Source organism: bacterium, assembly GCA_021371935.1.
Lineage (GTDB): Bacteria > Armatimonadota > UBA5829 > UBA5829 > UBA5829 > UBA5829.
In genome coordinates this window covers 14101-39372 of the sequence record JAJFVF010000003.1, presented here as the reverse complement: position 1 = coordinate 39372, position 25272 = coordinate 14101, and the positions used below count along the sequence as shown (strand labels likewise).

General features: G+C 49.7%; 25 protein-coding genes. 19 read left to right on the top strand and 6 right to left on the bottom strand.

The annotated features are described in order from the left end of the window. Nucleotides 1-3 precede the first annotated feature (3 nt). Nucleotides 4-786: an SDR family oxidoreductase gene (locus LLG46_02700; protein MCE5322207.1), complete on the bottom strand. Its 783-nt coding sequence runs from the start codon at nt 784-786 to the stop codon at nt 4-6. A gap of 141 nt (nt 787-927) precedes the next feature. On the opposite strand from LLG46_02700, the gene LLG46_02695 reads away from it, so the two are divergent. From LLG46_02695 to LLG46_02675, 5 genes are all read left to right on the top strand, one after another. Further along, nucleotides 928-1575, top strand: coding sequence for a YjbH domain-containing protein (locus LLG46_02695; GenBank protein ID MCE5322206.1), 648 nt, complete (start codon nt 928-930; stop codon nt 1573-1575). Between the two features lie 119 nt (nt 1576-1694). Beyond that, nucleotides 1695-2861: an iron-containing alcohol dehydrogenase gene (locus LLG46_02690; protein MCE5322205.1), complete on the top strand. Its 1167-nt coding sequence runs from the start codon at nt 1695-1697 to the stop codon at nt 2859-2861. Continuing rightward, on the top strand, nt 2845-3921 hold the full coding sequence (locus LLG46_02685) for a PAS domain S-box protein (GenBank protein MCE5322204.1): 1077 nt from the start codon (nt 2845-2847) through the stop codon (nt 3919-3921). The genes LLG46_02690 and LLG46_02685 overlap by 17 nt, the downstream gene beginning before the upstream one ends. A 68-nt stretch (nt 3922-3989) precedes the next feature. Further along, complete coding sequence (locus LLG46_02680) at nt 3990-5789, top strand: beta-galactosidase (protein MCE5322203.1); 1800 nt, start codon at nt 3990-3992, stop codon at nt 5787-5789. A gap of 128 nt (nt 5790-5917) precedes the next feature. Further along, nucleotides 5918-7714, top strand: a complete 1797-nt coding sequence (locus LLG46_02675) for a beta-galactosidase (GenBank protein MCE5322202.1) — start codon at nt 5918-5920, stop codon at nt 7712-7714. Nucleotides 7715-7790: 76 nt separating this feature from the next. Here the strand turns inward: LLG46_02675 and LLG46_02670 are convergent, their stop codons facing one another. Further along, a complete protein-coding gene (locus LLG46_02670; GenBank protein ID MCE5322201.1) occupies nt 7791-8807 on the bottom strand; it encodes an SUMF1/EgtB/PvdO family nonheme iron enzyme in 1017 nt (338 codons plus the stop codon). A 457-nt stretch (nt 8808-9264) separates the two neighbouring features. Here LLG46_02670 and LLG46_02665 point away from each other — a divergent pair, with 457 nt between their 5' ends. Continuing rightward, complete coding sequence (locus tag LLG46_02665; GenBank protein ID MCE5322200.1) at nt 9265-9450, top strand: hypothetical protein; 186 nt, start codon at nt 9265-9267, stop codon at nt 9448-9450. Nucleotides 9451-9575: 125 nt separating this feature from the next. On the opposite strand, the gene LLG46_02660 is transcribed toward LLG46_02665, so the two are convergent. Genes LLG46_02660 through LLG46_02650 form a run of 3 tightly spaced genes read right to left on the bottom strand, consistent with a single transcriptional unit; the run spans nt 9576 to nt 10878 of the window. Further along, nucleotides 9576-9803 carry a NifU family protein gene (locus LLG46_02660; protein MCE5322199.1) on the bottom strand — a complete coding sequence of 76 codons (228 nt, stop codon included), beginning with the start codon at nt 9801-9803 and terminating at the stop codon, nt 9576-9578. A gap of 40 nt (nt 9804-9843) precedes the next feature. Beyond that, complete coding sequence (gene nifU, locus LLG46_02655; GenBank protein MCE5322198.1) at nt 9844-10278, bottom strand: Fe-S cluster assembly scaffold protein NifU; 435 nt, start codon at nt 10276-10278, stop codon at nt 9844-9846. Nucleotides 10279-10323: 45 nt separating this feature from the next. Beyond that, nucleotides 10324-10878, bottom strand: coding sequence for a MarR family transcriptional regulator (locus LLG46_02650; protein ID MCE5322197.1), 555 nt, complete (start codon nt 10876-10878; stop codon nt 10324-10326). Between the two features lie 185 nt (nt 10879-11063). Here LLG46_02650 and LLG46_02645 point away from each other — a divergent pair, with 185 nt between their 5' ends. The 5 genes from LLG46_02645 to pfkA all read left to right on the top strand — a co-directional run bounded on the left by LLG46_02645 (nt 11064) and on the right by pfkA (nt 15143). Then, a complete protein-coding gene (locus tag LLG46_02645; protein MCE5322196.1) occupies nt 11064-12005 on the top strand; it encodes a DUF5666 domain-containing protein in 942 nt (313 codons plus the stop codon). Between the two features lie 148 nt (nt 12006-12153). After that, the gene (locus LLG46_02640; protein MCE5322195.1) at nt 12154-12690 is read left to right on the top strand and encodes a hypothetical protein; all 537 of its coding nucleotides are present in this window, start codon (nt 12154-12156) and stop codon (nt 12688-12690) included. Further along, complete coding sequence (locus LLG46_02635) at nt 12683-13207, top strand: hypothetical protein (protein MCE5322194.1); 525 nt, start codon at nt 12683-12685, stop codon at nt 13205-13207. Before LLG46_02640 ends, LLG46_02635 begins: the two co-directional genes overlap by 8 nt. A gap of 5 nt (nt 13208-13212) precedes the next feature. Continuing rightward, nucleotides 13213-14127: an NAD(P)H-binding protein gene (locus tag LLG46_02630; GenBank protein MCE5322193.1), complete on the top strand. Its 915-nt coding sequence runs from the start codon at nt 13213-13215 to the stop codon at nt 14125-14127. 44 nt (nt 14128-14171) lie between these two features. After that, complete coding sequence (pfkA, locus tag LLG46_02625; GenBank protein MCE5322192.1) at nt 14172-15143, top strand: 6-phosphofructokinase; 972 nt, start codon at nt 14172-14174, stop codon at nt 15141-15143. Between the two features lie 48 nt (nt 15144-15191). Here the strand turns inward: pfkA and LLG46_02620 are convergent, their stop codons facing one another. Continuing rightward, a complete protein-coding gene (locus tag LLG46_02620) occupies nt 15192-17132 on the bottom strand; it encodes an N-6 DNA methylase (protein MCE5322191.1) in 1941 nt (646 codons plus the stop codon). 177 nt (nt 17133-17309) lie between these two features. Here LLG46_02620 and LLG46_02615 point away from each other — a divergent pair, with 177 nt between their 5' ends. From LLG46_02615 to LLG46_02580, 8 genes are all read left to right on the top strand, one after another. After that, nucleotides 17310-17885, top strand: a complete 576-nt coding sequence (locus LLG46_02615; protein MCE5322190.1) for a rubrerythrin family protein — start codon at nt 17310-17312, stop codon at nt 17883-17885. 14 nt (nt 17886-17899) lie between these two features. Beyond that, entirely contained in the window at nt 17900-19240 is a 1341-nt protein-coding gene (locus LLG46_02610) for an acetyl-CoA decarbonylase/synthase complex subunit gamma (protein MCE5322189.1), read from the top strand. A gap of 6 nt (nt 19241-19246) precedes the next feature. Further along, nucleotides 19247-21145 (top strand): ASKHA domain-containing protein, encoded by a 1899-nt coding sequence (locus tag LLG46_02605; protein ID MCE5322188.1) that lies wholly within the window; start codon nt 19247-19249, stop codon nt 21143-21145. Nucleotides 21146-21239: 94 nt separating this feature from the next. Beyond that, a complete protein-coding gene (gene holA, locus LLG46_02600) occupies nt 21240-22313 on the top strand; it encodes a DNA polymerase III subunit delta (GenBank protein ID MCE5322187.1) in 1074 nt (357 codons plus the stop codon). 405 nt (nt 22314-22718) lie between these two features. Then, complete coding sequence (locus LLG46_02595) at nt 22719-22916, top strand: DUF2795 domain-containing protein (protein MCE5322186.1); 198 nt, start codon at nt 22719-22721, stop codon at nt 22914-22916. A gap of 209 nt (nt 22917-23125) precedes the next feature. Beyond that, a complete protein-coding gene (locus LLG46_02590; GenBank protein ID MCE5322185.1) occupies nt 23126-23482 on the top strand; it encodes a DUF2089 domain-containing protein in 357 nt (118 codons plus the stop codon). 259 nt (nt 23483-23741) lie between these two features. Further along, the gene (locus LLG46_02585) at nt 23742-24149 is read left to right on the top strand and encodes a hypothetical protein (GenBank protein ID MCE5322184.1); all 408 of its coding nucleotides are present in this window, start codon (nt 23742-23744) and stop codon (nt 24147-24149) included. Nucleotides 24150-24323: 174 nt separating this feature from the next. Then, nucleotides 24324-25133: a hypothetical protein gene (locus LLG46_02580; GenBank protein ID MCE5322183.1), complete on the top strand. Its 810-nt coding sequence runs from the start codon at nt 24324-24326 to the stop codon at nt 25131-25133. Nucleotides 25134-25272 lie beyond the last annotated feature (139 nt).

The window sequence follows — 25272 nt, the reverse complement described above, 5'->3', positions numbered from 1 at the left end:
TAATCACTTGGCCGTGTATCCGCCGTCGACGGGTATATTAGTGCCTGTTATATATGCCGATGCGTCGGATGCCAGAAATACGATGATTCCCATAAGGTCGGTCTGGTCGGCCAGCCTGCCGAGGAATGTGCGCGCACTGTATTTTTTGATGAACGCCTCTGGCATATTGGGGTTCCACAGCCCGCCGGGTGATATACAGTTACACCTGATCCCTTTGGAGCCGTAATAGCTTGCGGTGAAGCGGGTGTAGTTAATCATCCCGCCTTTATGGAAGAAATAGTCCGGATAGAAGCCGGTCATATTGGTGCCTTCATAGATTGTCGAGTCGGGTCCGACCATTCCCTGTATCGAGCCGACATTTATGATCGAGCCTTTTTCATGCTCGGCCATAAGATCACCCATGGCTCGGGTTATTATGAAAAGCCCAGTAGCGTTTATCCTCATACTTTCAGCGAACGCCGAAGCGTCGTCATCATATGCGTTTTTCATAGGCCGTGCGACCGCATTATTGACCAGCACATCCAGGTTGCCTTCTCTTTTAGCGATCTCGTCTCTGACAGCAAGTATTGATGCTTCTTCCGCCAAATCCATATACATAGCTACCACATCTTCGCCTCTCGCCTGATGTTCGGCAGCCACGTCTTTGAGTGCATCGACAGAACGCGATGCTATATAAGTTTTCGCACCCGCTTCAGCCAGAGCAGCCACTATCTGTCTTCCATAGAGTCCTGCTCCGCCCGATACGAGCGCGACCTTGCCTTTTAGAGAAAACATGTCCAGAATCAAAACACAGCCTCCATAACCTGCGGTCAATTCTCATATTATGCAGGTTTATAAAATTGTCCTTTTTGTTGGGTAGATAACTACTCAACAATTGCGTCCTAGTATATTATAATGCAAAGATGCACCAAGGAGGGCAAAGGAATTATGTTAAACTCAAAGATGCTTGCATTGATTGCAATAGCGGCCATGGCGATGATGTCTCTGGCAAGTGGGCTTGCTGCGGCGCCGGCTTATCCCGGCTACACAGGGCTTATTTTCACACCTACAGCCGATACACTCAACATGGGAGGTGTGAACTTCGGAGCGTCATATTTGAGCAGTGATGACATCGACACATCCTATTTTTCAGCCAACATAGGGATCATCAATGGTTTTGAAGTGGGCGCAGCGCTTTTGGACCCGGACGAAGGTGATAATGATACCATCCTGAATGCAAAGTATTCTGTCCTAAAGGAGACGTTCGCCACACCTGGAATTGCCTTTGGTGTCAGTGATCTGACGGATGAGATCGATGTCACACCGTATGTGGTTGTCACTAAGACTCTGGACATTCCCAAACTCACTCTGCACCAGATCAAGGGAAGCATTGGTTTTGGTGACGGTACGCTTGATGGTGTGTTTGCCGGTTTGTCCGCAGTCATCAGCGACAATCTCACCCTGATGACCGAGTATGACACAGACAACCTCAACATCGGCCTTCAGTTTGCAGCAGCCGGTGGATTCAGGGCACATGTAGACCTCATTGATGGTGATGACATCGGTTTCGGTCTGAACTTCAACAAAGGATTCTGATAATTTAGTATTGTAAATTTTATATTGAGTATTTAGGTCTATAGCGCAGTGCTTGATGTTGGCACTGCGCTATATTTTGTTTGTAGGGGTATAAGCAATAAAAACGTGAGGCCTCGCGGATGCTTAGTGGCGGAATACTGGAACTGCGCAAATTCGTCGCTCCTGAATGTGTCTTTGGCGCTGATGCACGGAATTTGGCCGCCAAATACGCTGTCAATTTGGGAGCGCGCAAAGTCATGATCGTAACTGACCCCGGTGTGGATGTAGCCGGGTGGACAGGTGACATCGTGACAGGTTTGCAATCTGTTGGGCTGCCTTACGTGATCTTTGAGAATGTATCATCAAATCCCCGGGATAATGAGGTAATGTCAGGCACCGAGGTTTACCTGAATGAGGGATGCAATTCTTTGATAGCTGTGGGTGGTGGAAGCCCGATTGACTGTGCCAAAGGGATAGGGATTGTCAGCACCAATAACCGAAACATTCTGAAGTTTGAGGGTGTCGATGAGGTCCACATTCCCATACCGCCTCTGATATGTGTGCCCACAACAGGAGGCAGTTCGGCAGATGTTTCTCAGTTTGCAATAATCACGGATACAACCAGACATGTAAAAATTGCAATTGTCAGCAAAGCCATAGTGCCCGATGTTTCCCTTGTCGATCCGGTCACTCTGACGACGCTGTCGTCAGAACTGACAGCAGACACCGGTTTCGACGCCCTCACACATGCGTTTGAAGCGTATGTCTCAAACGCTCAATCGGCGATCACCGATCTTTTTGCGCTTGAGGCTGTTCGTTTGATACACAGATATCTTCCATCCACCATTACAGATCCACTCAATGTTGAACTAAGAGGCTGGGTGTCCATTGCATGCCTGAATGCAGGTTTCGCTTTTTCAAATGCCGGTCTTGGATTGGCACATGCTATGTCCCACAGCCTTGGGGGTGTGCTGGACATTGCACATGGTTTGTCCAATGCAATTTTGCTCCCCCAGGTTATTTCGTTCAACTTCCCATCTGTTGTCGGTAGATATCGGGCTATCGGTGAGGCAATGGATTTGGATATGGCAGGCAAGAGAGATGATGAGATACTAGCCAGCCTGGTTGATGAGTTAGCGCGTTTCAAGGAATTACTTGGCATCAAAGATGATCTCAGTCAGCTTGCTATGGATCGCAACATGATCGGTGGACTCGCCAAAAAAGCGATGCAGGACCCGGATGTTGCAACAAACCCCAGACAACCTAGTCGGCGAGATATTGAGGAGATTTATGAGCGGATCTTCTGATAAACCGCGTAGATGGGAATCACTGCGAAAAAAAGTTATCGGCCTGGGAGAGGAGTCGATAAGAAAGAGCTATTACTCTGAGCTTCAAAAGCGCTTGCGCGAGTTGCAAGAGAGCGAGACTCGGTTCCGGGCAATTTACAACTCAGTCAACGATGTAATCATTGTGCATGATCCAATCACCAGCGAAATCCTTGACGCCAACCAGCGTATGTTTGACGTTCTGGGTTATACTCACGATGAGGTTGTAGGTCTGTATCCAGGCAATTTGAGTTCTGGTGAAGAACCGTATACACAAGATCATGCCATTGAACTAATGAAAGCTGCCATTTCTGGTGAATTTCAGACATTCGAATGGCATATGAGGCACAAGTCCGGGCAGTTATTTTGGATGGAATGGAATTTTCGCTTGGCTGAAATTGGCGGCAAGGAGCGTCTGCTGGCTGTCGGACGTGACATAACAGTGCGAAAGCAGGTGGAAGAAGAAAGACGCTCGCTAGAACAGAGCTTGGAAGAACAGAAACGCAGATTCTATCGTCAGACCATTCTGAGCGTAACCGAGGGTAAACTTGAAATTTGCGATGCAGAAGATGTCAAACCATACATTCATAGCGCTCTAGCAAGCCTGGACGTGTATGAAGCAGTGGACGTTTCCAATGCGCGGCATAAGGTGGAGTATATTATTCGCAGTTATGGCCTCGATGAAGAGTCTCTGCATCCACTGATTGTTGCAGTAGGTGAGGTCATCACCAATGCATTCAAACATGCATTATATGGCAGGGTATACGTAGGCAGGACGGATAATGAAGTATGGGTGGCGGTTGCGGACCATGGCCCCGGCATAGAGTCTCTCGTTTTGCCCAGCGCAGTGTTGCGGCGTGGATTTTCGACCAAACCCTCGCTTGGCATGGGATATTCAATAATGCTTGATGCATGCGACCGCATACTGCTCAAAACCGGGTCGGACGGCACCACAGTTGTGCTGATCAAAAATATGGTGCAGAGAGTGCCAAAACTGTCTGAAATTCCAGATACATGGGAAACAATTCCCGCCTCTGTCTAGCTGTTGACATAAACCCGCTTCTGCGCTACTATAGCGAAGTTTTGCTTGATCTCAAGGGGGATTCCATCTTGTCTGACTGGAAATTGTATGACCACAGATCGGTTGAGTCCATTATAGATGAACTCGGCGGTGTTCCGTGTCCTGAGCATCCCAGGCCCGATCGCGTAAGGCCAGACTGGCTCAATCTAAATGGTGTATGGGAGTTTGCATTCGACCCTGATGATGCGGGTTCATTCGACAAACCGCTCGATGGCAGGATAGTTGTGCCTTTTTGCCCGGAGAGCGTGCTCAGCGGGGTGTATGATGAGGAACTGCACACAATCTGCCGGTATGCCCGCACATTCGATCTGCCGGATAATATGATCGGAAAGCGTGTGCTGCTTCATTTTGGCGCGGTCGACCATGAGTGCGATGTCTGGCTCAACGGCGTCCATCTGGGCAAGCATACCGGCGGGTATGACTCATTTGCATTCGATATCACCGATATAATAAAGCCGACCGGCAATCGCCTCGCCCTGAGAGTCTATGACAATCCTGCGGACATAAAGCAGCGGGGCAAGCAGTCTCCCGCGAGGTGCCCCGAGGGAACCCGATACATGCGGACTACGGGTATCTGGCAGACTGTGTGGTTGGAAGCAGTCGGCGGCACATATATCAAAGACTTGCTGCTGCATGATGATATCAAGACCGGCAAGCTAGCGATCAAAGCTGAGATAGACGGTCCGGCAAAAGACTTGACCCTTACCGCGATCGCATATTTTGGCGGAAAAGAAGTTGTGCGGCAGTCATCCAGGTCAAATGAACTGACACTGACCATTCCGAACCACCGTTTATGGTCGCCTGAAAGCCCGAACCTCTATGAGCTTAGTTTGAGTCTGAGTAGTCCTGACGGCAGTGAGGTCGATTCGGTAGAGACATACTTCGGCTTCCGCAGCACATATACCAAAGACGGCGAGATATATCTCAATGACAAGGTGTTTTTCCTCATATCTGCTCTCGACCAGGGCTATTACCCGGATGGGCTGTATACACCTCCAACTGATGATGCACTGCGCGCTGATGTTGAGTGGGCAAAGAAATACGGCCTCAATAACGTGCGCAAGCACCAGATAATTGCTGAGCCTCGGTTCCATTATTGGTGCGACAAGCTGGGCCTGACCATTTGGGAAGAGATGCCCGATTGGGGCACAGAGCCGGACTTTTGCACTGATTCCGACCAGCACCTGCGCGAATGGACGGCATGTATGAAGAGGGATATCAACCATCCGTGTATAATCGCCTGGGTCCCCAAGAATGAGCAGCACAAGTGGGATGAAGATGATGCTAACTCCGTCAAGTTGAAATTTTATGAGACTTCCAAGTCTGTCGACCCGACCCGACCGGTTGTCGATAACAGCGGTTACTGCCACACCATCACAGATATGGTCGACCTGCACATAAGGCCGCTGCATGGCGAGGACTGGCACATGTGGTTTGAGAGGTGGCGCAAGTCGATAAGGCAGACCGGTGACTTTCAGGCATATGAAAACAGACCCACATACTGCAAGGGCTATAAATATCGCGGCGAGCCGTTGGTGATAAGCGAGACCGGCAACTGGTGGATCGAGGGCTACTTGCCGATGGGCAAGTGGCGGGTGCATGGTGCAGGTCCTGCCGCCAATCTCGATGAATATATGGCGTTGTATAAGCAGTTCTTTCTGGAACTGATGTCGGAACCGGAGTGCGCCGGTTTCTCATTTGTGCAGCTATATGACGTTGAGGGCGAGGTCAATGGTTATCTGACATATGATCGCAAGGCAAAGGTGTCGCCAGAGTTCATAGCAGATGTCCATGCTCAGGGTCTCAAGCTGCGCGAATCACTTAAGTAGGCGTGCTGATCGTCCGGGGAATTCTTACTCCGGACGGGCTTTTAGACTAGATAGCAATCTCTTAATCAACAGAATAAATGAGCGGCAGCGGCTCCGGGCTCCCCGCTCTCAGCTTATAGGAGAAGAAATTGTCAGACTGGAAACTATATGATCACAGATCAATCAAGTCGATTATAGATGAGTATGGCGACATACCGCGTCCCGAACATCCCAGGCCGGATCGTGTGAGGGCGAACTGGCTCAACCTAAACGGCGTCTGGGATTTTGCTTTCGATCCTGATGACACCGGTTCACCCGATAAACCGCTTGATGGCAATATCGTGGTTCCTTTTTGCCCGGAGAGCGTGCTCAGCGGCGTATATGACGAAGATTTGCACACAATCTGCCGTTACGCGCGGTCTTTCGATCTGCCGGATAATATGATCGGAAAGCGTGTGCTGCTTCATTTTGGCGCAGTCGACCATGAGTGCGACGTCTGGCTCAATGGCCGTCATCTCGGCCAACATGAAGGCGGATATGATTCTTTCTCGTTCGATATTACTGACATTGTGAAGCCGGCAGACAATCGTCTTTATCTGCGTGTTCATGATGATCCGAGTGAATCCAAGCCCAAGGGCAAGCAGTCTGCAGAGAGATATCCACATGGCTGCATATATATGCGGACTACGGGTATATGGCAGACAGTGTGGCTCGAGGCGGTCGGCGACACATATATCAAAGACTGGCGTCTGATCGATAATCCCGATAATGGCGAACTAACGATCAGCGCCGAGATCGACGGCAGCGGCACAGGCTTGAGCCTGACTGCATCGGCGTATTTAGACGGCAAAGAAGCATCACACAAAACCGCGAAAGTCGAGCATGGCAAAGCCGGGTTGTCTATAAGTGTGCCGGATGCGCGGTTATGGTCCAATGATGATCCCAACCTGTATGACCTTCACCTGAGCCTGACTTCTGCTGACGGCGTCGAAGTAGATAGTGTGGACACATACTTCGGCTTCCGAAAAATAGACATCAAGGACGGCCAGGTATATCTCAATGACAAGCCGTTCTTTATAATTTCCGCCCTGGATCAGGGTTTTTATCCCGACGGCCTCTACACCCCTCCAACGGATGATGCACTTCGAGCGGATGTTGAATGGGCAAAGAAATACGGCCTCAATCATGTTCGCAAGCACCAGATCGTGGCAGAACCCAGATTCCATTACTGGTGCGACAAGCTGGGGCTGACTATTTGGGAGGAGATGGCAGACTGGGGCGCGGATATCGTTTCAAATATAGACGGTTTTTTGCGTGAATGGACGGCATGTATCAAGCGCGACATCAACCACCCATGCATAATAGGCTGGGTCCCGTCAAATGAGCGCAAAGAGCCTACGAGTGACGCGATGAACCAGGCTAAAGTCAAGCTCTATGAGGCCACAAAGGCGCTCGATTCGACCAGATCGGTAGTCGACAACAGCGGTTATTGCCACACCAAGACCGATATCGTCGATCTGCATGTGAACCCCAAAGACGGCGCAGACTGCCGCAGGTGGTGGAACGACTGGCGCAAGTTTATTGCTGAGACGGAAAATTTCCAGGCATATGAGAACATTCCGACCTATTGTGATGGGTTCAAGCACCAAGGCCAGCCCGTCGTAATCAGCGAAACAGGCAACTGGTGGATCAAGGATCATATGCCTATAGGCCAGTGGAAGCCATGTGGCTATGATCCGGCTGATAATGTCGAGGCTTATATAGCGCTCTACAGAGACTTTTTCATCGCGATGATGGCTGAGCCGCTGTGCGCCGGGTTCTCATATGTGCAGTTATACGATGTGGAGGGCGAGGTAAACGGTTATCTGACATATGATCGCAAACCTAAGGTCGCTGCCGATGTTATTGCCGAAATCCACGCAACGGGGTTGAAACCACGCAAATAAGGTTTTGTGTGTCAAGAAGCGCCTAATGAAACTGAGTCCGCCATGGTTTTGCCATGGCGGGCTCAAAAGACAAAGACTATGATTTGCGCAATCTCAGCCAAACAACCCCTGACAAACCACCAAGCGTGGCAAGCAATGCTGCTGGAAACTCCGGTACGGCATATGGGAATACTGGTTGAGTGACGCGGAACCCAACGTAATAATCTTCATATGTCGGATTATCGACCGCGCGGAATGAAGATCTAAGGAAATCGACGCTGCCTCCATACGAACCACCGCGTCGACCACGGGCAGCCACATCTTCGCCAATATAAATAACGGCTTCATTCCACTCTGTCACGTTTCCGCCCTGGTCGAATGTTCCGTAGGCGCTTTCAGAATTCTCATGAGCACCTGCCTCTGTTCTGTAATACGGATTCCCTATGGTATAGCCGTTGTCGTAATATGTAGCATTGTTGCCAGGGTCAGGGTCGATCAGTTGGTTGGAAGGCGGAGTATTGCTCTGTGTCGGGAAGAGCCAGTAACCGGCATCTATCCCGCCCTTATAATATGCTGCTTTATACCATTCATTTTCATTTGTGACCGCCCATTTCCAATCTGTATTTCTTTGAATGTCGCGGCCGTCGGAATCGGTGTAGTCGTTGAGCGTGTACGCCCCGTCTTCGGTGGTCGTTTCGTCCTGCTCGCCGGTTGGCTGGCCGTTATGGAGCCAGTTGGCGAAACGGCACGCATCCCAATAACTCACATAGTTAACAGGTCTATTTTCCCATCCTAATGCTATGCTGTAACTGTAGTTGCCTGCATCACCGATCTGCTGTATCTTGCAGCCATAGTTGCTGCTCCACATATCGAGGTTATACAGTCCATGTGTATCGTCCTTTGCCACTGCGTTGAGGAAAGCGCAATACTCTCCGGCGGTAACTTCATATTTGTCGATTTTGTAGGTGTAGGGCACACTGCCGTATCCGGTAAGCGGGTCCGCTTCGTTTTCCGGGTCGCCGACAGTTACGGTATCAATGGTAATGGCGGCACAAGTGGCGATGCTTAAAGCCAGTAGCGAAAGAACAGCCGTTACTACAAACATGCATTTCATTGTTATCTCCTCCTATACAATATGTTGTAGCCGCACGACTTCTACTGCTTGCCGTAGTCTTATTGTAGATAAACTCGCCAACATTGTGTAACATTATGGCTGTGTTGTCAATGGTATTTTCTTAATCTGTTCATCTGCTGAGCCTGTGCGGGTTGAAAATCTGGTAACATTACCAGGTTTTACAGCGCTGTGGCGTACGAACAGGAGTTATCATTTCCACAGCAAAGGGCAAAAGTGGGGTAACGGCACAATACTAGCCAGCATTATTTGCGAGAAACATGAATAATGCTCTCGGAGACCTGGATTATGCGGGGAGCGTATAATCCGTACTGGAGTCGGTTTTAGAACATTGGAATAAACCCGCAAAAGTACGGGGATAAACCAGTCATTTTACGTGGAAAACTCATGATGAGAGAATACAACACTCGTTTGCCGCTCAGATGTGTGGAGGACGGCCATGGGCAAAGACAGTTATTCAGTCGACTGCGAAAGGCGAGCAGTATGGGCACAGCAGAGAATTCTTATGCTGCTTGATGCTGCCCTGCGAGATGAGCCTGTGCAAGTTCGCTCAAAGATTGGCCTCCCGAAATCTGCCCATTCGCGTCGGGGCGAAAAATCTTCGGGGTCTTGTGACCCGGCTTGAAGATATCGATGCGAAAAAAGCCCGGATGCATTTGCACCCGGGCTTTTTCATATCTCGCAATTGGTAAAGCAAATTCGGATATAATCGCAAAAACACGGTTTGTAATATTCGCGATCACATTCAGACTAATCCTCAGTTACGTTCTCGACAGCAGTAATCTCAGGAACCTGGCTCTTTACCACTCTTTCGATTCCCATCTGAAGTGTCATTGCAGCCATTGGGCATCCGTGACATGCTCCCTGTAATCTAACTTTTGCCACAGTCCCTTCCACATCTATAAGTTCCACATCGCCGCCGTCAGCCTGCAGTGACGGTCTGATCTGTTCCAGTGTAGCCTGCACCTTTGCGCGCAGATCGTTTGCTTGTTCTGTCAACTTATTTGCTCCCTTCGGTTTATGCTTCCACCGCTTCGTGATGGAGGTCCTCGTCCGCTTTGAGTTCGAGTCCTTTGCCGGTCGTCTTGACCAGGTAGTCATCAATTGCCCTTCGCACGGCCTGTTCAGCCAGCACTGAGCAGTGCATCTTAATCTTGGGCAGGCCACCCAGAGCTTCAGCCACTGCATCATTTGTGAGCTTGAGTGCTTCATCCAGTGTCTTGCCCTTTATGAGGTCGGTGGCCATGGAACTGGTGGCGATAGCCGCTCCACAGCCGAATGTCTTGAACTTGACGTCTGTTATGACGTTGTCCTTGACCTTGATATACATGTTCATAATATCTCCGCACACGGGGTTTCCGACTTTTCCGATGCCGTCCGCATCTGGAATCTCGCCCACATTATGCGGGTTGGCAAAATGCTCCATTACTTTGTTGCTATAGCCCTGGTTCATAACAATGCCCCTTCAGATTCAACACTAAATATAAAATCTCGAATACTAAATCGAACGCTGCGTTTTGAGTTTATTTATCACGCAAAATGAGACGTGTTCCATGCCGCATTTAACACATGCGCGGTCGATGTTATCAACCTCCGCCAGCGACGACTTAAGAAAACTCTCAAGTCCTTCGATGAATGCGAGTCTCTTCTTTTCCGGCATGCTCACTAATACTGTATCAAACCACTTCGACCGACGCTGCCGCATCTCTTCGACCACTGCGCGACCGGCATCAGTCAGTTCTATGCTGGTCAGCCTGCGGTCAGTCTCATCTTCACTTCTGGTGACCAGTTCCTTTTTGACTAGCCGGTCAACAAGTTGGCTGGCCGCCGACAGGCTCACTTCAAGCCCGTCTGCAATCTTACGTATTGGTGATGCGCCGTGCAGAAATACATATTGCAGACATTCCATCAGCGAACGGGTGATCTCTTCGCCGCAGTGCATGCAATACATTGCGTCCGACGCCGCCTTCTGGACCGTTTCCACAAAAACTTCAGCGATTATTTCTGCATATTGAGCCGAGTCTCTGTTTATTGATTTTTGCTCAGCCGCCATTGATTAAGCCCCTTAACTAATAAGCAACTTTATTATACCACTTCATGTGCATTTATAACCAGCTCTGCATAAAAAAATTCTCACCCTCGCATCCTGCCTCTCAATTCTCAATTCGTTTGGCGCATATTGGGCAAGGGTACACCTCTATTGAGTGTATTCGACCGGCAAAGGAGGAGCAGCGAAGCATGTATAGTATGAAGATTGCTGCATTACTGTTAGTCGGCATGGCTATGGCAGCCATGTCCGTTGGCGCTCTCGCAAACGGCGAGGACTGCAACATCAAAGAAGTCGTCGGTCAAACGTGGCTGGCTACCGGCACAGTAACGGATGTAGACGGCCAGACGTTCTATATGCAAGGCAAGGACAACAATTCATACAAAATTGACACGCATAAAGCGGAGATAATGATAGGGGAAGTGAAAGTCGAGCATTATTTGCTCAAGGCCGGCGACACGGTGAGGGTCTATGGCACGGTCGGTGACGGGTGTAAGATCAATGCGTCCCGTGTGAGGATTTTCACGGCTGAGGAACTGTCGTCAGGTGTGCTGCCTGAGGGAGCAGGACCCGCAAAAGAGGTCAAAATAATAATTGAAAAGGATACCGAGCCTGGTTGTGCTCCGTGTGGTAACCAGTGGCGCGGCAGGGGATTGATTACCTATATAGACTATTTGGCAAAACGCCTCAAGGTGCAGACACCAGCCGGACACTATACGATAGATATAGGGAACGTGCCTTTGATATATGGTGCGACCATAATCGGCCTGGCTCAGTTGAACCAGGGCGACGCCGTGAAGATATCTGGAAACATTGTCGGAGTAAACGAGGTCCAGGCGCAGACTATTCGCGTAACACGCAGCAGAAGCGAGGCCGAAAACTCGCTTCCTCTGACACCGGCGAGTGTGGCCGGATTGATCGAGCAGGTCGATTATCCGTCATTCACATTCAGGATGCGCACGGAGAACTCCGAGCTGGTGATCTCTGTAGATGAAGACACGGTGATCCAGCGTCAGCTCACACGAATATCCATGCTCGACTTGAAACCCGGCATGAGGGTCAAGATGACCGGATACGGCAGTCCCGGCACGGGTTACGCTGCCCAGCATATCCAGATAATAAGCGCGCCGTAAAGTCTGCTTTCCATAGGGCAATGCGCCCATGCTGACCACCAAGCCTCCGGATTCATGATCCGGGGGCTTTTTGAGCACTAAAAAGGAATGGAGGGACGTTTGAAGAATTAATTCAATAGCAAGGGACTAATATGTGGAGGCCAAACGATTGACAAAAAGAGATGCGCTTTCTATTTCGCTGAAGGTACTTGGTGTCATCAGCCTTGCGTATGCCATTCTCATCATTCCGAATTTGTTTCTAAGTACTGCTATGCCGATATCCAGTATTACGCAGGGCATAAGCCGGTCAACATTTATATGGATAGATGCCATAGCAATCGTGCTTTATGCCACACTCTCGTGCTGGCTGATCGCGTCGTCCGATTCGTTATCCCGAATGATGGTCAAGGATGATTCACCAGTCTCGCTGCCCGAGTCATTGAGAGAAAAGAAGGCGGTGTTCATTTTGGCCGTAAGGGTGCTTGGGGTGGTCTTTTCTGTGCAAGGCATAGGCTTCCTCGCCGGTATTATCGGCGATATGAGTTTTAAATACTTAAGTCGTGCTCTCGCAATAATCCAGTGGTCGAGAATACTCGATTTCGTGTTGTATCTTGGAGTAGGCGCATATTTGCTGCTGTGCAGCAGACAGTTCGCAGCATTTATATATCGACATGAACCCGACAATGGAGGCTGCGCTGATGACTGATCGTAACGCATTGTCCCTCGGTTTGAAAGTTGCGGGTTTTGCTTGGGCTGTGCGCTGTGTAAGCACACTCTATTCAACGCTGCGCTCTCTGTGTTTTGTAAATATGAGTTTTTATGGCGAAAAAGTGTATTCACCAACTTATCCGCTTCGAGTTTTCGGATATCTGGTGGTAACTGTGCTGATAACAATTTGCTTTTTTGCATTCAGTGACAGATTGGCGAAGCTGATAATCAAGCATGAGAAAGAACTCTCGGTCAAGACAATTTTCGGCGCTGCGGTCGCACTGACTGGGATCGTATTCGTGGCAGTCTCATTATTATCACTATATTCAAGTTTGATGGAAGTAATATGTGTCGGCGAAAACCAGACAGCCTGGTCAAAAGCATGGATAGCAAGCAAACCATGGGGTCCGCTTGTGCAGTCCGTTGTCACATTGATGATTGGTCCGTTTCTCGCCTATCGACCGGGATACATTGTTGACTTAGTGTACAACCACAAGATATCAGAGCCGGAGTAAAGTAAATGAGCAGTGAACTCAACGCTGTTACAGGCGCATTCGGCTTCAGCGGTCGATATATAACCGAGCGTCTGCTTGCGAAGGGCATTAGTGTTGTCAGTCTCACAGGCCATCCTGAACGTTCTCATAACTTTGGTGACAGGGTCACATCAAAGCCTTTCAGTTTTGATGATCCAACTGAGCTTGCCAAAAGTCTGCAAGGCGTAACTACACTATATAACACCTATTGGATTCGTTTCGAGCGCGATAACATCACCTTTGATAAAGCCGTGGCAAACTCATGCGTTCTGATAGATGCTGCGAAGAGTGCAGGTGTGCGCAGGATTGTCCACATCAGCATTACGAACCCATCGGTGGACTCTCCCCTGCCATATTACAGCGGTAAAGCACTTGTGGAGGAGACGATTGTCGAAAGTGGGTTATCCTATGCGATCTTGAGACCCAATGTCCTTTTTGGAGACCAGGGAATATTGATCAACAACATTGCTTGGTTTCTCCGGCACCTGCCTATGTTCGGTGTTCCAGGTTCTGGTGAATACAAGATACAGTCGATCTTTGTTGAAGACCTTGCCGACCTGGCTGTAGAGTGGGGAGGCAGGGGTGAGAATACGATATTTGATGCTGTCGGCCCGGAAGTATATACATTTGATAACCTAATTCGGCTAATCAAGGATGTCATTAACAGCAGAGCAATTGTAATACATATACCGCCCATATTTGCGTTGGCTGCCACTCAGATTATTGGCACGCTTGTGCATGACGTGGTGCTGACTCCTGAGGAGGTGAATGGTCTGCTCGCGAACCTGCTTGTGTCCAAAAATGAGCCTACCGGCCATACAAGCCTCGCAGGATGGATTGAATCAAATCGAGAATGGCTGGGGAAGGAATACTTTTCAGAAGTCAAGAAACACTTCCAGTAGATTTAGTATTTGCAATTTTATATTTAGTATTTGGAGTCTCATATATGAAACGAATAGCAGTTTTAACCAGCGGCGGGGATGCGCCGGGCATGAATGCCTGCATTCGAGCCGTGGTCAGATATGGAATGGCTGCGGGGGCCGAGGTCTACGGCGTCACTCGTGGCTACGCAGGTCTGATGGAAAATGAAATAAGAGTGCTTACTTCTCGCGATGTGGGCGGAATAATCCGCCAGGGCGGCACGATCCTCATGAGCGCCCGATCGATGGAATTCAAAACCCCTGAGGGTCAGGCAAAAGCGCTTGATGTGCTTCATGGATGGAACATAGATGGCCTGGTCGTGATCGGTGGTGATGGCTCTCTTCATGGCGCGGCATGCCTCAACGATCTGGGTTTTCCGGTGGTTGGAGTGCCGGCTTCAATAGACAATGACATATCGGGCACGGAGATGGCGATAGGCGTAGATACGGCCTTGAACACAATCCTCGATGCAATGGACAAGATCAAAGATACTGCCAGTGCTCACCAGCGCGCATTCATTATAGAAGTCATGGGCAGGGAGTATGGCTATTTGGCGCTTATGTCTGGGATCGCGGGCGGCGCTGAGATGGTTGTTTTGCCGGGTGTGCAGGTTGATAAGGGAACAGTGATCCGCGAAGTCAGGTCTGCTTTTCTGCGCGGCAAACCGCACTTTATTATTGTGGCAGCCGAGGGGGCTTCCACACCCGAGAAATCAATTACGGCGCTTCTGACCGAGTATGTGACTGAATCCGGCCATGACGCACGATCGACTGTGCTGGGTCATGTCCAGCGCGGCGGCAGCCCTACGTGCTATGACAGGCTCCTAGGCACGCGACTCGGCGCGGCGGCAGTGGACAGCCTTATTGCGGGTAATACAGGCGTGATGGTAGGGGTTACTGGCAACAATATGGTGACGACCGATCTCGGTGCCGTGCTTTCAACACGTCCTGAACTCAGCCTTGAAGCCCTCAAGCTCGCAGAACCACTGGCACACTAAATTTAGTATATGATATTTGATATTGATTATTTGCGGTGTTCGGGCGTATCAGATTGCGCCCGAACAAAGAGCCTTATCGATCTTCTTTTGTATAACACCTGTCCTGATAACCGCGCTTCCCAGCGGAATGCCATAGCCTCCTATCGTCATCTGTGACATATCTCCCGGAAACACCTTGTTGGGCATCAGGTGGACCGCAATAAGCTCCTTCCCCAGATCGACAAGCTCATCAAATATGTGCGAGTTATCCACTATTGGGATGCGGGGGTAGTCGGACTTGAGGAAATCGGCATAGCGCGCTCTATACTGCACGCTGTAAAGGACCGCATATATGTAAAAGAAGATTCCATCATTGTCCGATTTGAGATTGGATTTTCTGTGTCCATCAGTATAAATATATTTCGGCAGCAGCATGGCTCCGCCTCGGCGGAACAAATTCAGGTCAGTCGGACAGTCCGCACAGAAAACTACATCCCATTCGCTCGATCCAGTAACCCGACCTGCACGCCCGACGGCCAGGGCTATGTTGTCATGAAGCATGTTCTCCATAAAAGGCAGCCTTGGCCGCTCCATGACGGCCTTTGACAGATACACCCAGCGCCTGTCGAACGGCCTGTAGGTCGCCTCCACAATTTTGCTTTCCCAGTCCGGGTCGAGTTGAAGTGTTTGTCTTGCAGACTCGATATCCAGGTCACCTACTGCATAGCGACCGCGAATCTCATCCGGTGAGATTTTGTCGTCTCTGAGAGCCGTTATTCGTTCGAGCAGAGCCTGCCTGTCCTCATCGACAGCGAACTCATCGCGCGAGGTCACAAACCCTACGCTCCTTTCATTGAACAGGTCCAGGATAGAAGGGTATGCGTAATACTCCTTCTGAAGGTCATTATCGACTGGAATGAAGAGGTTGAACGGCTTTATAGGTGTTATATCTTTCCACGGAGTATCAGTGAAGCTCATATGCGATAGAGTGTCGAGTTTTTGCGTGCGGGTGCCGTGCAGTTGAGTATAGTATAAACGTTTGTTGTTGCAATCCGCGTTTTTTACCATAAACGATATTGCGACACCCATCTGGATAGGGAACACATTCTCGTCTGAGCGTTCTGCATTTATCTTTGCATTGCCATTGAGGTCCAGGATATAAGTGTGGTTGAAAGAGCGCATCAGGCTTTCGCGCATCACTCGAAATGTCGGGTTAAAAAGGTAACTGTGGTTTGTGATGAACGCGACTATACCCTTGTCTGCTGAATCTATATGATTCTGAGCCATTCGCATGAACTTTACATAATCGTCCTGGAGCCATTTGGGGTTGCGTTCGGCAAGGCCATCTTTATAGTCGGCAAGCAGTTCTTCGATTTTGCCTGCGTTGGACGAATGGCCTGAATAGGGCGGATTGCCTATTATGACCGGCATATTATTCCCAATGTCGAGGTCTGTCTTATCGAGACTGTTGGCTTGGATAATCTCTGATTTTCTCAGGATGTGCAAAGCCAGTTTTGCTGGGGTCGGATCGAGTTCCATACCGATCAGTCGACCGTGTTTGCAGTTGTCTTCGATGTATTTTAGAAATGTTCCCATCCCACAGCACGGGTCGATCACCACCGCATCCTGCATCGATATGCCCATGTTTGCGGACAATATAGACTCGACACAGCGGACCATGTATGAGACAATTGTCGGAGGGGAATAGTGCACTCCGCGTTTTCTTGAAGCCAATGCGTTGCAAGCTCTGGTGAACTCTTCAAAGAAGTATATAGCCGGGTCTTTGCCCTCAGCCACGTAGTCCGTGAAGACCTGGTCGAGGTCAATATGATCCAGAACTGCAGCCACCTGTTTTGTGATCGGGCAATTATGTGGCGTGGCGATGGAAGATTGCAGTAGTCTGTCCAGAAAAAGGCTGTAGGCTTCGTATTGCGTGTCTGGGTTTGAGTCCTGACGAACGATCCCAGCCAGCATATCGGCCAGTTTTTTGGGAGTCTGCACATTAGCCATAAAGATAAGTTATCATCCCCAGCCACTCGAGTCAATACTCGATCCAATACTCAATACATAATACCAAATCTAAAATCACATGGATGCTCGTCGGAAGAAGGAAATGCACGGGCTTGCATCAAAGGGGTTATGGATGGACAATGGGCGAATGTCATATTTTTCTTGAGGAGAAGTAACATGTCGAATTTGAAAGGAACCAAGACGGAAAAGAATTTACTGACGGCATTTGCCGGGGAGTCTCAGGCACGCAATCGCTATACTTTCTTTGCCGGCCAGGCCAAGAAAGATGGGTATGAGCAGATTGCAGCCATATTCGAGGAGACCGCGAACCAGGAAAAAGAGCATGCCAAGCGCCTTTTCAAGAATCTTGAGGGCGGCGAGGTTGAGATAACAGGCGCATTTCCCGCCGGTGTGATCGGAACCACATTAGAGAACCTGAAAGCTGCAGCCGCAGGCGAGAACCATGAGTGGACATCAATGTATCCTGACTACGCAAAAGAGGCACAGGAAGAGGGCTTCGACGGCATCGCAAAGATGCTGGAGGCTATAGCTGTTGCAGAGAAGCAGCATGAGAAGCGCTATAATGAACTTGCAGCCAATATCGAAGCGGATATAGTTTTCAAGCGAGACGGCGTGGTGGTATGGCGATGTCGCAACTGCGGTTATCTGCACACGGGCACTGAGGCTCCAAAAGTCTGCCCTGCTTGTGCGCATCCGCAGGCTCATTTCGAGCTGCTTGGGGAAAACTGGTAGGCAAAGGAGTTTAAATGGCGCTAACTGGCCTGGATATATTCAAGCTGCTGCCGAAGACCAACTGCGGCGAGTGCGGTGTGCCCACATGCATGGCCTTTGCCATGAAGATGGCGGCAAAGTCAGCCGAACTCGCCGCTTGTCCGTATGCTTCCGATGAGGCTAAGGAGAAGCTGGGAGCGGCAAGCAAACCGCCGATTCGGTCGGTGAAGATTGGTCCTGCCGGTCATGAAGTGGTGGTCGGCGGCGAAATAGTGATGTTTCGACACGAGAAGACCTTCGTGAACCAGACGGCCATTGCAGTCGCGTTTACAGACGATCTGCGGCCGGACGATCTTGCGCATCAGGCTGCTCTCGTGCGTGACTACTGTCTTGAGCGTGTCGGCGAGCAGCTTACGCTGGATATGGTCCTGATCGAGAATGTGACGGGCGAGGTTGAGCAGTTTGTCACGGCAGTCAAAGAAGTGATCGGCACAACAGGCCGCCCGGCAGTGCTTATGAGCGACAATCCCGACGCTATTGAGGCTGCGTTGAAGGCAATTGACGGTCAGAGACCGCTGATCCATGCCGCCACGCCCGATAATGTCGAAGTAATGGCTAAACTGGCGCTGGATTATAAGTCGCCACTTGTTGCGCGTGCGAAGTCTCTCGATGAACTTGCTGACCTGACTACGAAGTTGGCTGGGATGGGCGTGCAGGACATAGTTCTCGACCTTCCGTCAGATAACCCCGCCGCTGCAATCCAATATAACACAATCATACGCAAAGCGGCGCTCAAGAACACATATGAGCCTATGGGCTATCCGGTCATCAATTATCTGACTGGCAGTGATCTGCCGTGTCTGGTTGCCGACGCATCGAGCCTGATGTGTAAATATGCCTCTATTCTTGTGATCGACAGCCTGGCTTATGAAGCGCTGCTGCCTGTGATGATGCTGCGTCAGAATATCTTCACCGATCCACAGAAGCCAATTCAGGTGGAGCCTAAGGTTTACCCGATTGGTGACGCTGGTGTGGACTCGCCAGTGCTGGTCACCACCAATTTCTCCCTGACATATTTCATCGTCTCCGGTGAAGTCGAAAACTCGGGTGTGCCCGCGCATCTGGCGATTGTCGACTCCGAGGGCATGAGTGTGCTTACAGCATGGGCTGCCGGCAAATTCTCAGGCGAGAAGATTGCCGCATTTATCAAAGAGTCCGGCATTGCAGACAAGATAAAGAGCCGCAAGCTGGTGATCCCCGGATATGTCTCTCAGATAAGCGGCGAACTGGAAGAAAACCTGCCGGGCTGGGAGATATCAGTCGGCCCACAGGAAGCCTCAGACTTGGGACCGTATATGAAGATGCTGGTGGCGTAAAAGCCTATGCACACAGTAAAGTTTCTGCCGTCGAATAAAGAGATCACAGTCCCGACTGAGACGCTTATTTCGGATGCAGCCATCAAGGCGGGCATCGGAGATTTGCATCTGCCTTGTGGAGGCAAAGGCACATGTGGCAGATGCCTTGTCGAACTGGTGGAGGGACATGTCGAGCAGGACAAAGCCTCGAAGATAGACAGCGAACTTGCCAAAAAAAACCTTGTAATGGCATGCCGCTCGCACATTACGGGTGATATTACCGTCCGTATAACACCGGCACATGACATCTCGATGCGTGTTGTCGGCGACAGCCACCTGCTCATAGGTGAAGACCATTTGCCCGATATGACAAGCCTTACGCCTCTCGTAAGAAGTGTGGAGCTGACAATTCCGCCTGCGTCGATAGACGAGAACTATTCAGACTGGCAGCGCATGGTTCGCGAGCTTTCCAAACATACCGGTTCGCAGCCGATTACTTCAGATGTCCATGTATTGCAAAGTCTTGCTTCGGCGGTCCGTGAGCAGGACGGCAATGTGACTGTCCTGTTTCACTCGAATAAATCCGGCGTGAGAGTGACTGAAGTCTTGCCGGGTCACGATACGAATAAACTCTACGGTGTCGCGATAGACATAGGCACGACCACAGCCGCACTCCAGCTTGTCGATCTGGTGGGCGGCAGAGTCGTATCGTCCAGAACGTCATATAATGCCCAGATCAGGCTCGGCTCGGATATAATCAGCCGGATAGACTATGCCCGCACACCTCAAAAACTGAGCGAACTCCACAGCCTGGTGATCGAGACCATAAACGGCCTCATCGCCGATGCTGCCACAGACAGTGATCTGCACGCGGATGATATCAAAGCCGCATTTATCTCCGGCAACATGACCATGATCCACCTGTTCCTGGCTCTGCCGCCTAAATATATACGCGAAAGTCCGTATGTAACGACTGTTAACGCAGTGCCTTGCTTGAGTGCAGATCAGGTCGGGCTGAATATAGCGAAAAACAGTCCTGTGGAGTTTGCGCCTGGGGTGGGGAGCTATGTGGGAGGCGATATTACTGCCGGTCTGCTGTGCACAGACATCCCAACCAATTCTGACGAAGTATTTTTATTTTTGGATATCGGCACGAATGGCGAAATTGTGCTGGGAAATGCCGACTGGGTGGTCTCATGCGCATGTTCAGCAGGTCCGGCATTCGAGGGTTCGGGGATCAAGTGCGGCATGCGCGCTTCCGAGGGCGCAATCGAGTATGTGAAAATAAGTGATGACCTGGGCCGGATCGACTGCGATGTGATAGGCGGTGTGAAGCCGTCAGGCATCTGCGGATCGGGACTCATCTGCCTGCTTGGAGAACTCTTTATTCATGGGATAATCGACCAGATGGGTCATTTCAACACCGATCTTGCAACGGATCGGCTTGACTGCATTGACGGCAAACCTGTCTTTATAATAGAGCGAGCCGAGAATACAGCCAACAGCCAGGACCTGATAATCACTGAAGTTGATATAGAAAACCTGATGCGCACCAAAGCCGCGATATATGCCGCATGCTCTCTGATTCTGGACAATGTAGGGCTGGATTATGCATCAATATCGCGAGTATACATAGCAGGCGGGTTCGGCAGGTATATACACATCGAAGATGCAGTTCTGATAGGTATGCTGCCCGACCTGCCGTATGAGCGGTTTACATATATAGGCAATTCCTCTCTCACCGGCTCGTATATAGCGCTTTTGTCTCAGGACCACAGGGATCGGCTGACAGAAATCGCATCAAAGATGACTTATATAGACCTCAGCAGCGATAACCACTATATGGATGCCTACCTCAGCGCTCTGTTTTTGCCTCATACTGACATTGGCAGGTTTCCGTCAGTTGCAAAGTTGATAGGGCATTAACAAGTGCTTCTTCTCGCTAACGGACAAATGGGAGGGCGTTCCTCCCGCCGAGCCTTTGTATTTTTACATGCTTGTGTGAGATAATAACTGCGGCATGAGCGCGAAAAAAGACAATCCAAGAGCATATCTGCTGCGCGGCGATGACGATTTCCAGAAGAACAAGCACCTGGACAAGCTGCTCAGGACCCTGGTGACGGGCGATTTTGCCGATTTCGATCTGGAGCCGATGGAAGGTGATGGAGCCACTTCCGACCGCATCATCACCGGCCTCAATATTCCTCCGTTCGGCTCAAAACAGCGTGTGGTGCTGGTCAGGCACGCAAACAAGATGCATCCAGATGAGCAGAGCAGACTGGCCGAGAAGATCGGTTCCATTTCGCAGACAGGCTGCCTGATTTTGGTGAACCCAGCCGCTGAAAAAGTCGACGGCAAACCCAAAAAGGGTTCCGAGGTTATAGGCGACCTCTCAAAGGCTGTGCGCAAGGTCGGCGAAGTCGTCGAGTTCGGGAAAATGCGAACCGACGCCGCGATCAAATTTGCCATGACTGCATTTACCGATTCGGGCAAGAAAGTCGTCTCGCCTGTGGCAGCCGCACTTGTCCAGCGTGTCGGGACGGATTCGTCTATACTTTCGACCGAGATCAAGAAGCTCATAGACTATTCGGGCGATGCTGAGACAATATCAGTCCAGGACGTTGCAGCAGTCACAAGCGAGACGCATGAGGAGAAAGTGTTTAAGCTGGTCGACGCGGTTGCCGCAAAGGATCAGGCGCTTTCGTTGAGGCTCCTGGAAGAGATATTCGAGTTCAGCGACGATCCGCGCGCCGAAGCTCCCAAGACCCTTGCCGTGATCGCGCGTCAGTTCCGTATGGTCTGGCAGATGAAACTGCTTAATGAGATGGGGGTTAGGTCATTCACGAAAAGTGACGTGCCGGACAATATCAAAGATATGCTTCCCACCGACACCAACATACTCGACATCCTCTCCAGACAAAGCTGGCAGGCCGAGCGGCTCTCTCGCCAGGCGAGACCGTTTTCACGCTCGGACCTAACCAGATGCTTCAGCGCAATAGCAAAGGCTGATCAGATGCTTAAATCCATTGACGGCGATATGGAAAACCCTGAGATGGTGATGCAGCTTTTGGTCATCGAGCTTGCGCGAAAATAATCAACCTGCCGTCCTTATCAAGCATCTATGACATCATGAAACTTCGCGTTGCGATTTGGTGAATGAAATAACACCAAATGCGATATTGACTACTGCAGAAAATGATGCATACTGCTAATACAACTTACTTCATATGTGGGCGGGTGTCAGGTTTGTCTTGGAGCGGACCGGCAGGCAGGCTCCACACTCATTCCTGATAAAGTCCTCTTTTTATCTATTGCAGAGCAGGTTTCTTCAAGCAGTGTTATAGGGCGAGATCATGATTCCGCATGCTTGCATTGTTTGTGAACCGATTAGGTCTCAGGCGTGACTTCTCGAACATTTTTTGTTAGTGAAGAGCACAATTTTGGGTATCCTGATATCGACTTCGCGTTTTATAGGCCACACGCAATAGGAGGTGCACCGATGGCAACATTTATTGATTACAGAACACCGTTGAAGGTGGAAGCATATCTGGATGACATAATCTTTCCCTGCTCACGCTACGAAATCCTGCGCTGTGCTGAGGAGAACGAAGCACCCGATGCGATCCTCGATGCCATAGAGAGCCTGCCCGAGCACAGATATCGTGACATCAAAGAAATTCTCGGCAAGTTCGAGTGATTTAGTATTTGAGATTTTATATTGAGTATTTGTCTTTATCAAATGGTCTGGGACCAAACTTGGTCCCAGACCATTTTTTTCTAATAGCTGGATTCTCGGTTTGCTGTGTGGACACACTTGTCGATAAATAAGTTAATGTACTGCTTGACATAATCAATATATAGTGGCATAATAACTTAAATTAGTTAATATAAGAGGGTGTTTCGACCATGGAATGGTATGAACTTACCAAGATGACAAATGGCGCAAAAGTGCTGGTCGAACGGGTGAGAATCGAAGACAAAGACGTTGCCATAGAAGGCAGCTTCGAGTTGCCGCCGCTGGCTAACCTGTCGGCGGAAGATCAAGTCTTTGTAGCGGCGTTTGTCCGCTGTCATGGTTCAATCAAGCAGATGGAGCAGACGTTTGGCGTCAGCTATCCTACAATCAAATCACGTCTGAACCGTATTGGCAACGAACTAAAGTTCGTTGAAGTTGCCTCACCTGTCTCACAAGATGAAGTTCTTGCAAAACTCGACCGAGGTGAAGTATCGGTCGAAGAAGCATTGGAGATGATGAGACGATGATACCGCCTTCACTGCTTCTGCTAAAGATTGGCAAGCGGCGAATCGTTATTCCGCTTTTCCTGTTATGGCCTTTGGCAATACTATTGGCGCCGATTGCCATTATTGTGTGTATTACCTTTGCCATATGCACGCGGCAGGCGAGGTGCCTGACGCTCGTACAAAAGCTCTATGCAATGATCTGCGCATTACGTGGTCTGGAGGTAGACGTTAATGGCAAAGGAAATGGCGTCTTAATTTCTATTAAATGAGGATGATTGAAATGAATGACGAAAACAAACAAATTCTAACCATGCTTGCGGAGGGTAAGATTTCCGTTACTGACGCAGAACGCTTGCTCGATGCAGTCGATGCTTCGAAAGATGTGCAGACATCTGTCGAACAGCCCGCGAAAGCAAAGCCAAAGTATCTTTGTGTTGTAGTAGAAGGTGAAGACAACATAAATATCCGCGTGCCGCTTCAACTTCTATATGCTGGAATGCAATTCACGTCTCTGATTCCCCAACAGGCTAAAGAGAAAATTGAATCCGAACTGGAAAGAAAGGGGCTCAATTTCGATCTGTCGAATATGAAGCCGGATGCCATCGATGAGATAATCAGCGCATTCGGCGATCTTGAGATAAACGTTGACGACAAAGATGGGGAACATGTAAGAATATTCTGCAAATAGCTCAGCCGGGCGCGATGTCTGAATAATATATGGCCCTGAACTCAGTCGCGCCCGAAAGATAACCCTACAATATCAGATTTCTACAAAATATATTTCATAATGCTGCGTCTTATTAAGTATACAAGCATTGTCCTCTCAACTGGCCATGACACGGGCATCATAAGGAGTGGCATCATGAACAGGTATTTGATCGCACTAACCGCTCTACTTATTCTGGCATTTTCGACGTGCATTCCTGCGCTTGCGCAGGATTCTCAATCCGATCAGCCGGCAGCTTCAATTACGGATACCACTAACAGCACTTCTGTGGATACTACAACCACAAATACTTCTGACGGAACCACAGCTAAAGACAAAGACAAGGATAAGGAAGAGAAAGACCGCAAAGAAAAAGAAAAATTGGAGTACAAGGCGCGTGCCGAGGCCGAGCGGCGTGAGCGAGTTGAAGATAAACAGCGCAGACAAGAGCATTATAATCTTAACAGTCATACTTATGAATCGAGCAGCATTGGTCTGGGATTTATGGGCAACCCCATGGAGAGGTCGAGTATCAGCTTGCTTGTTGCGCCGTCCGGGCGCATTGAAAAGACTGCCATCGGTCTGCAGTGGATAGGGAAGCAGAAGTTTGGAATTGCATTGTGGGGTTCGGGCGATGCTGATGAGGACGATGACGTAATTGATGCACCAATCCCACATGATGACTACCACACAGATACCAGCAAATCTTGCTTTTCGCTTGAGGGTCTATACTGCATGGGGACGGAAAGGTCTATGCTGATACTGGGCGTGGGAATTGCGGTTGAAGAGACGATATATACTGATGTCTCGAACGTCACAGGCTGGAAATGGAAAGGCGGAGACGATTACAGCACAAGACCAGCCGCGCAGATCGGCTACAGAGCACTTATTTCGCAGCGGATCGGCATTCAATTCGGCTATGATACCAGTCAATATGGATATTTCGGCCTCTCGGCTAGTTTCTAAGTATAATATGACCATAATCTTGTATCCAAAGTATAGGTTCTGAATATACGTAATCCAAACTTAGACCTGCAATTTACTTAGCGTAAATTGCCTGGATAGCTATTCCGCTTGTGTACACCCGCCTCCCGGTGTTAGAATT

Bases quoted from the DNA above. Each gene is read 5' to 3' on its own strand.
- LLG46_02695 (MCE5322206.1), top strand. From the start codon at position 928: ATGTTAAACTCAAAGATGCTTGCATTGATTGCAATAGCGGCCATGGCG.
- LLG46_02690 (MCE5322205.1), top strand. From the start codon at position 1,695: ATGCTTAGTGGCGGAATACTGGAACTGCGCAAATTCGTCGCTCCTGAA.
- LLG46_02685 (MCE5322204.1), top strand. From the start codon at position 2,845: ATGAGCGGATCTTCTGATAAACCGCGTAGATGGGAATCACTGCGAAAA.
- LLG46_02670 (MCE5322201.1), bottom strand. From the start codon at position 8,807: ATGAAATGCATGTTTGTAGTAACGGCTGTTCTTTCGCTACTGGCTTTA.
- LLG46_02665 (MCE5322200.1), top strand. From the start codon at position 9,265: ATGGGCAAAGACAGTTATTCAGTCGACTGCGAAAGGCGAGCAGTATGG.
- nifU (MCE5322198.1), bottom strand. From the start codon at position 10,278: ATGAACCAGGGCTATAGCAACAAAGTAATGGAGCATTTTGCCAACCCG.
- LLG46_02650 (MCE5322197.1), bottom strand. From the start codon at position 10,878: ATGGCGGCTGAGCAAAAATCAATAAACAGAGACTCGGCTCAATATGCA.
- LLG46_02645 (MCE5322196.1), top strand. From the start codon at position 11,064: ATGTATAGTATGAAGATTGCTGCATTACTGTTAGTCGGCATGGCTATG.
- LLG46_02635 (MCE5322194.1), top strand. From the start codon at position 12,683: ATGACTGATCGTAACGCATTGTCCCTCGGTTTGAAAGTTGCGGGTTTT.
- LLG46_02630 (MCE5322193.1), top strand. From the start codon at position 13,213: ATGAGCAGTGAACTCAACGCTGTTACAGGCGCATTCGGCTTCAGCGGT.
- pfkA (MCE5322192.1), top strand. From the start codon at position 14,172: ATGAAACGAATAGCAGTTTTAACCAGCGGCGGGGATGCGCCGGGCATG.
- LLG46_02620 (MCE5322191.1), bottom strand. From the start codon at position 17,132: ATGGCTAATGTGCAGACTCCCAAAAAACTGGCCGATATGCTGGCTGGG.
- LLG46_02615 (MCE5322190.1), top strand. From the start codon at position 17,310: ATGTCGAATTTGAAAGGAACCAAGACGGAAAAGAATTTACTGACGGCA.
- LLG46_02610 (MCE5322189.1), top strand. From the start codon at position 17,900: ATGGCGCTAACTGGCCTGGATATATTCAAGCTGCTGCCGAAGACCAAC.
- LLG46_02605 (MCE5322188.1), top strand. From the start codon at position 19,247: ATGCACACAGTAAAGTTTCTGCCGTCGAATAAAGAGATCACAGTCCCG.
- holA (MCE5322187.1), top strand. From the start codon at position 21,240: ATGAGCGCGAAAAAAGACAATCCAAGAGCATATCTGCTGCGCGGCGAT.
- LLG46_02595 (MCE5322186.1), top strand. From the start codon at position 22,719: ATGGCAACATTTATTGATTACAGAACACCGTTGAAGGTGGAAGCATAT.
- LLG46_02590 (MCE5322185.1), top strand. From the start codon at position 23,126: ATGGAATGGTATGAACTTACCAAGATGACAAATGGCGCAAAAGTGCTG.
- LLG46_02585 (MCE5322184.1), top strand. From the start codon at position 23,742: ATGAATGACGAAAACAAACAAATTCTAACCATGCTTGCGGAGGGTAAG.
- LLG46_02580 (MCE5322183.1), top strand. From the start codon at position 24,324: ATGAACAGGTATTTGATCGCACTAACCGCTCTACTTATTCTGGCATTT.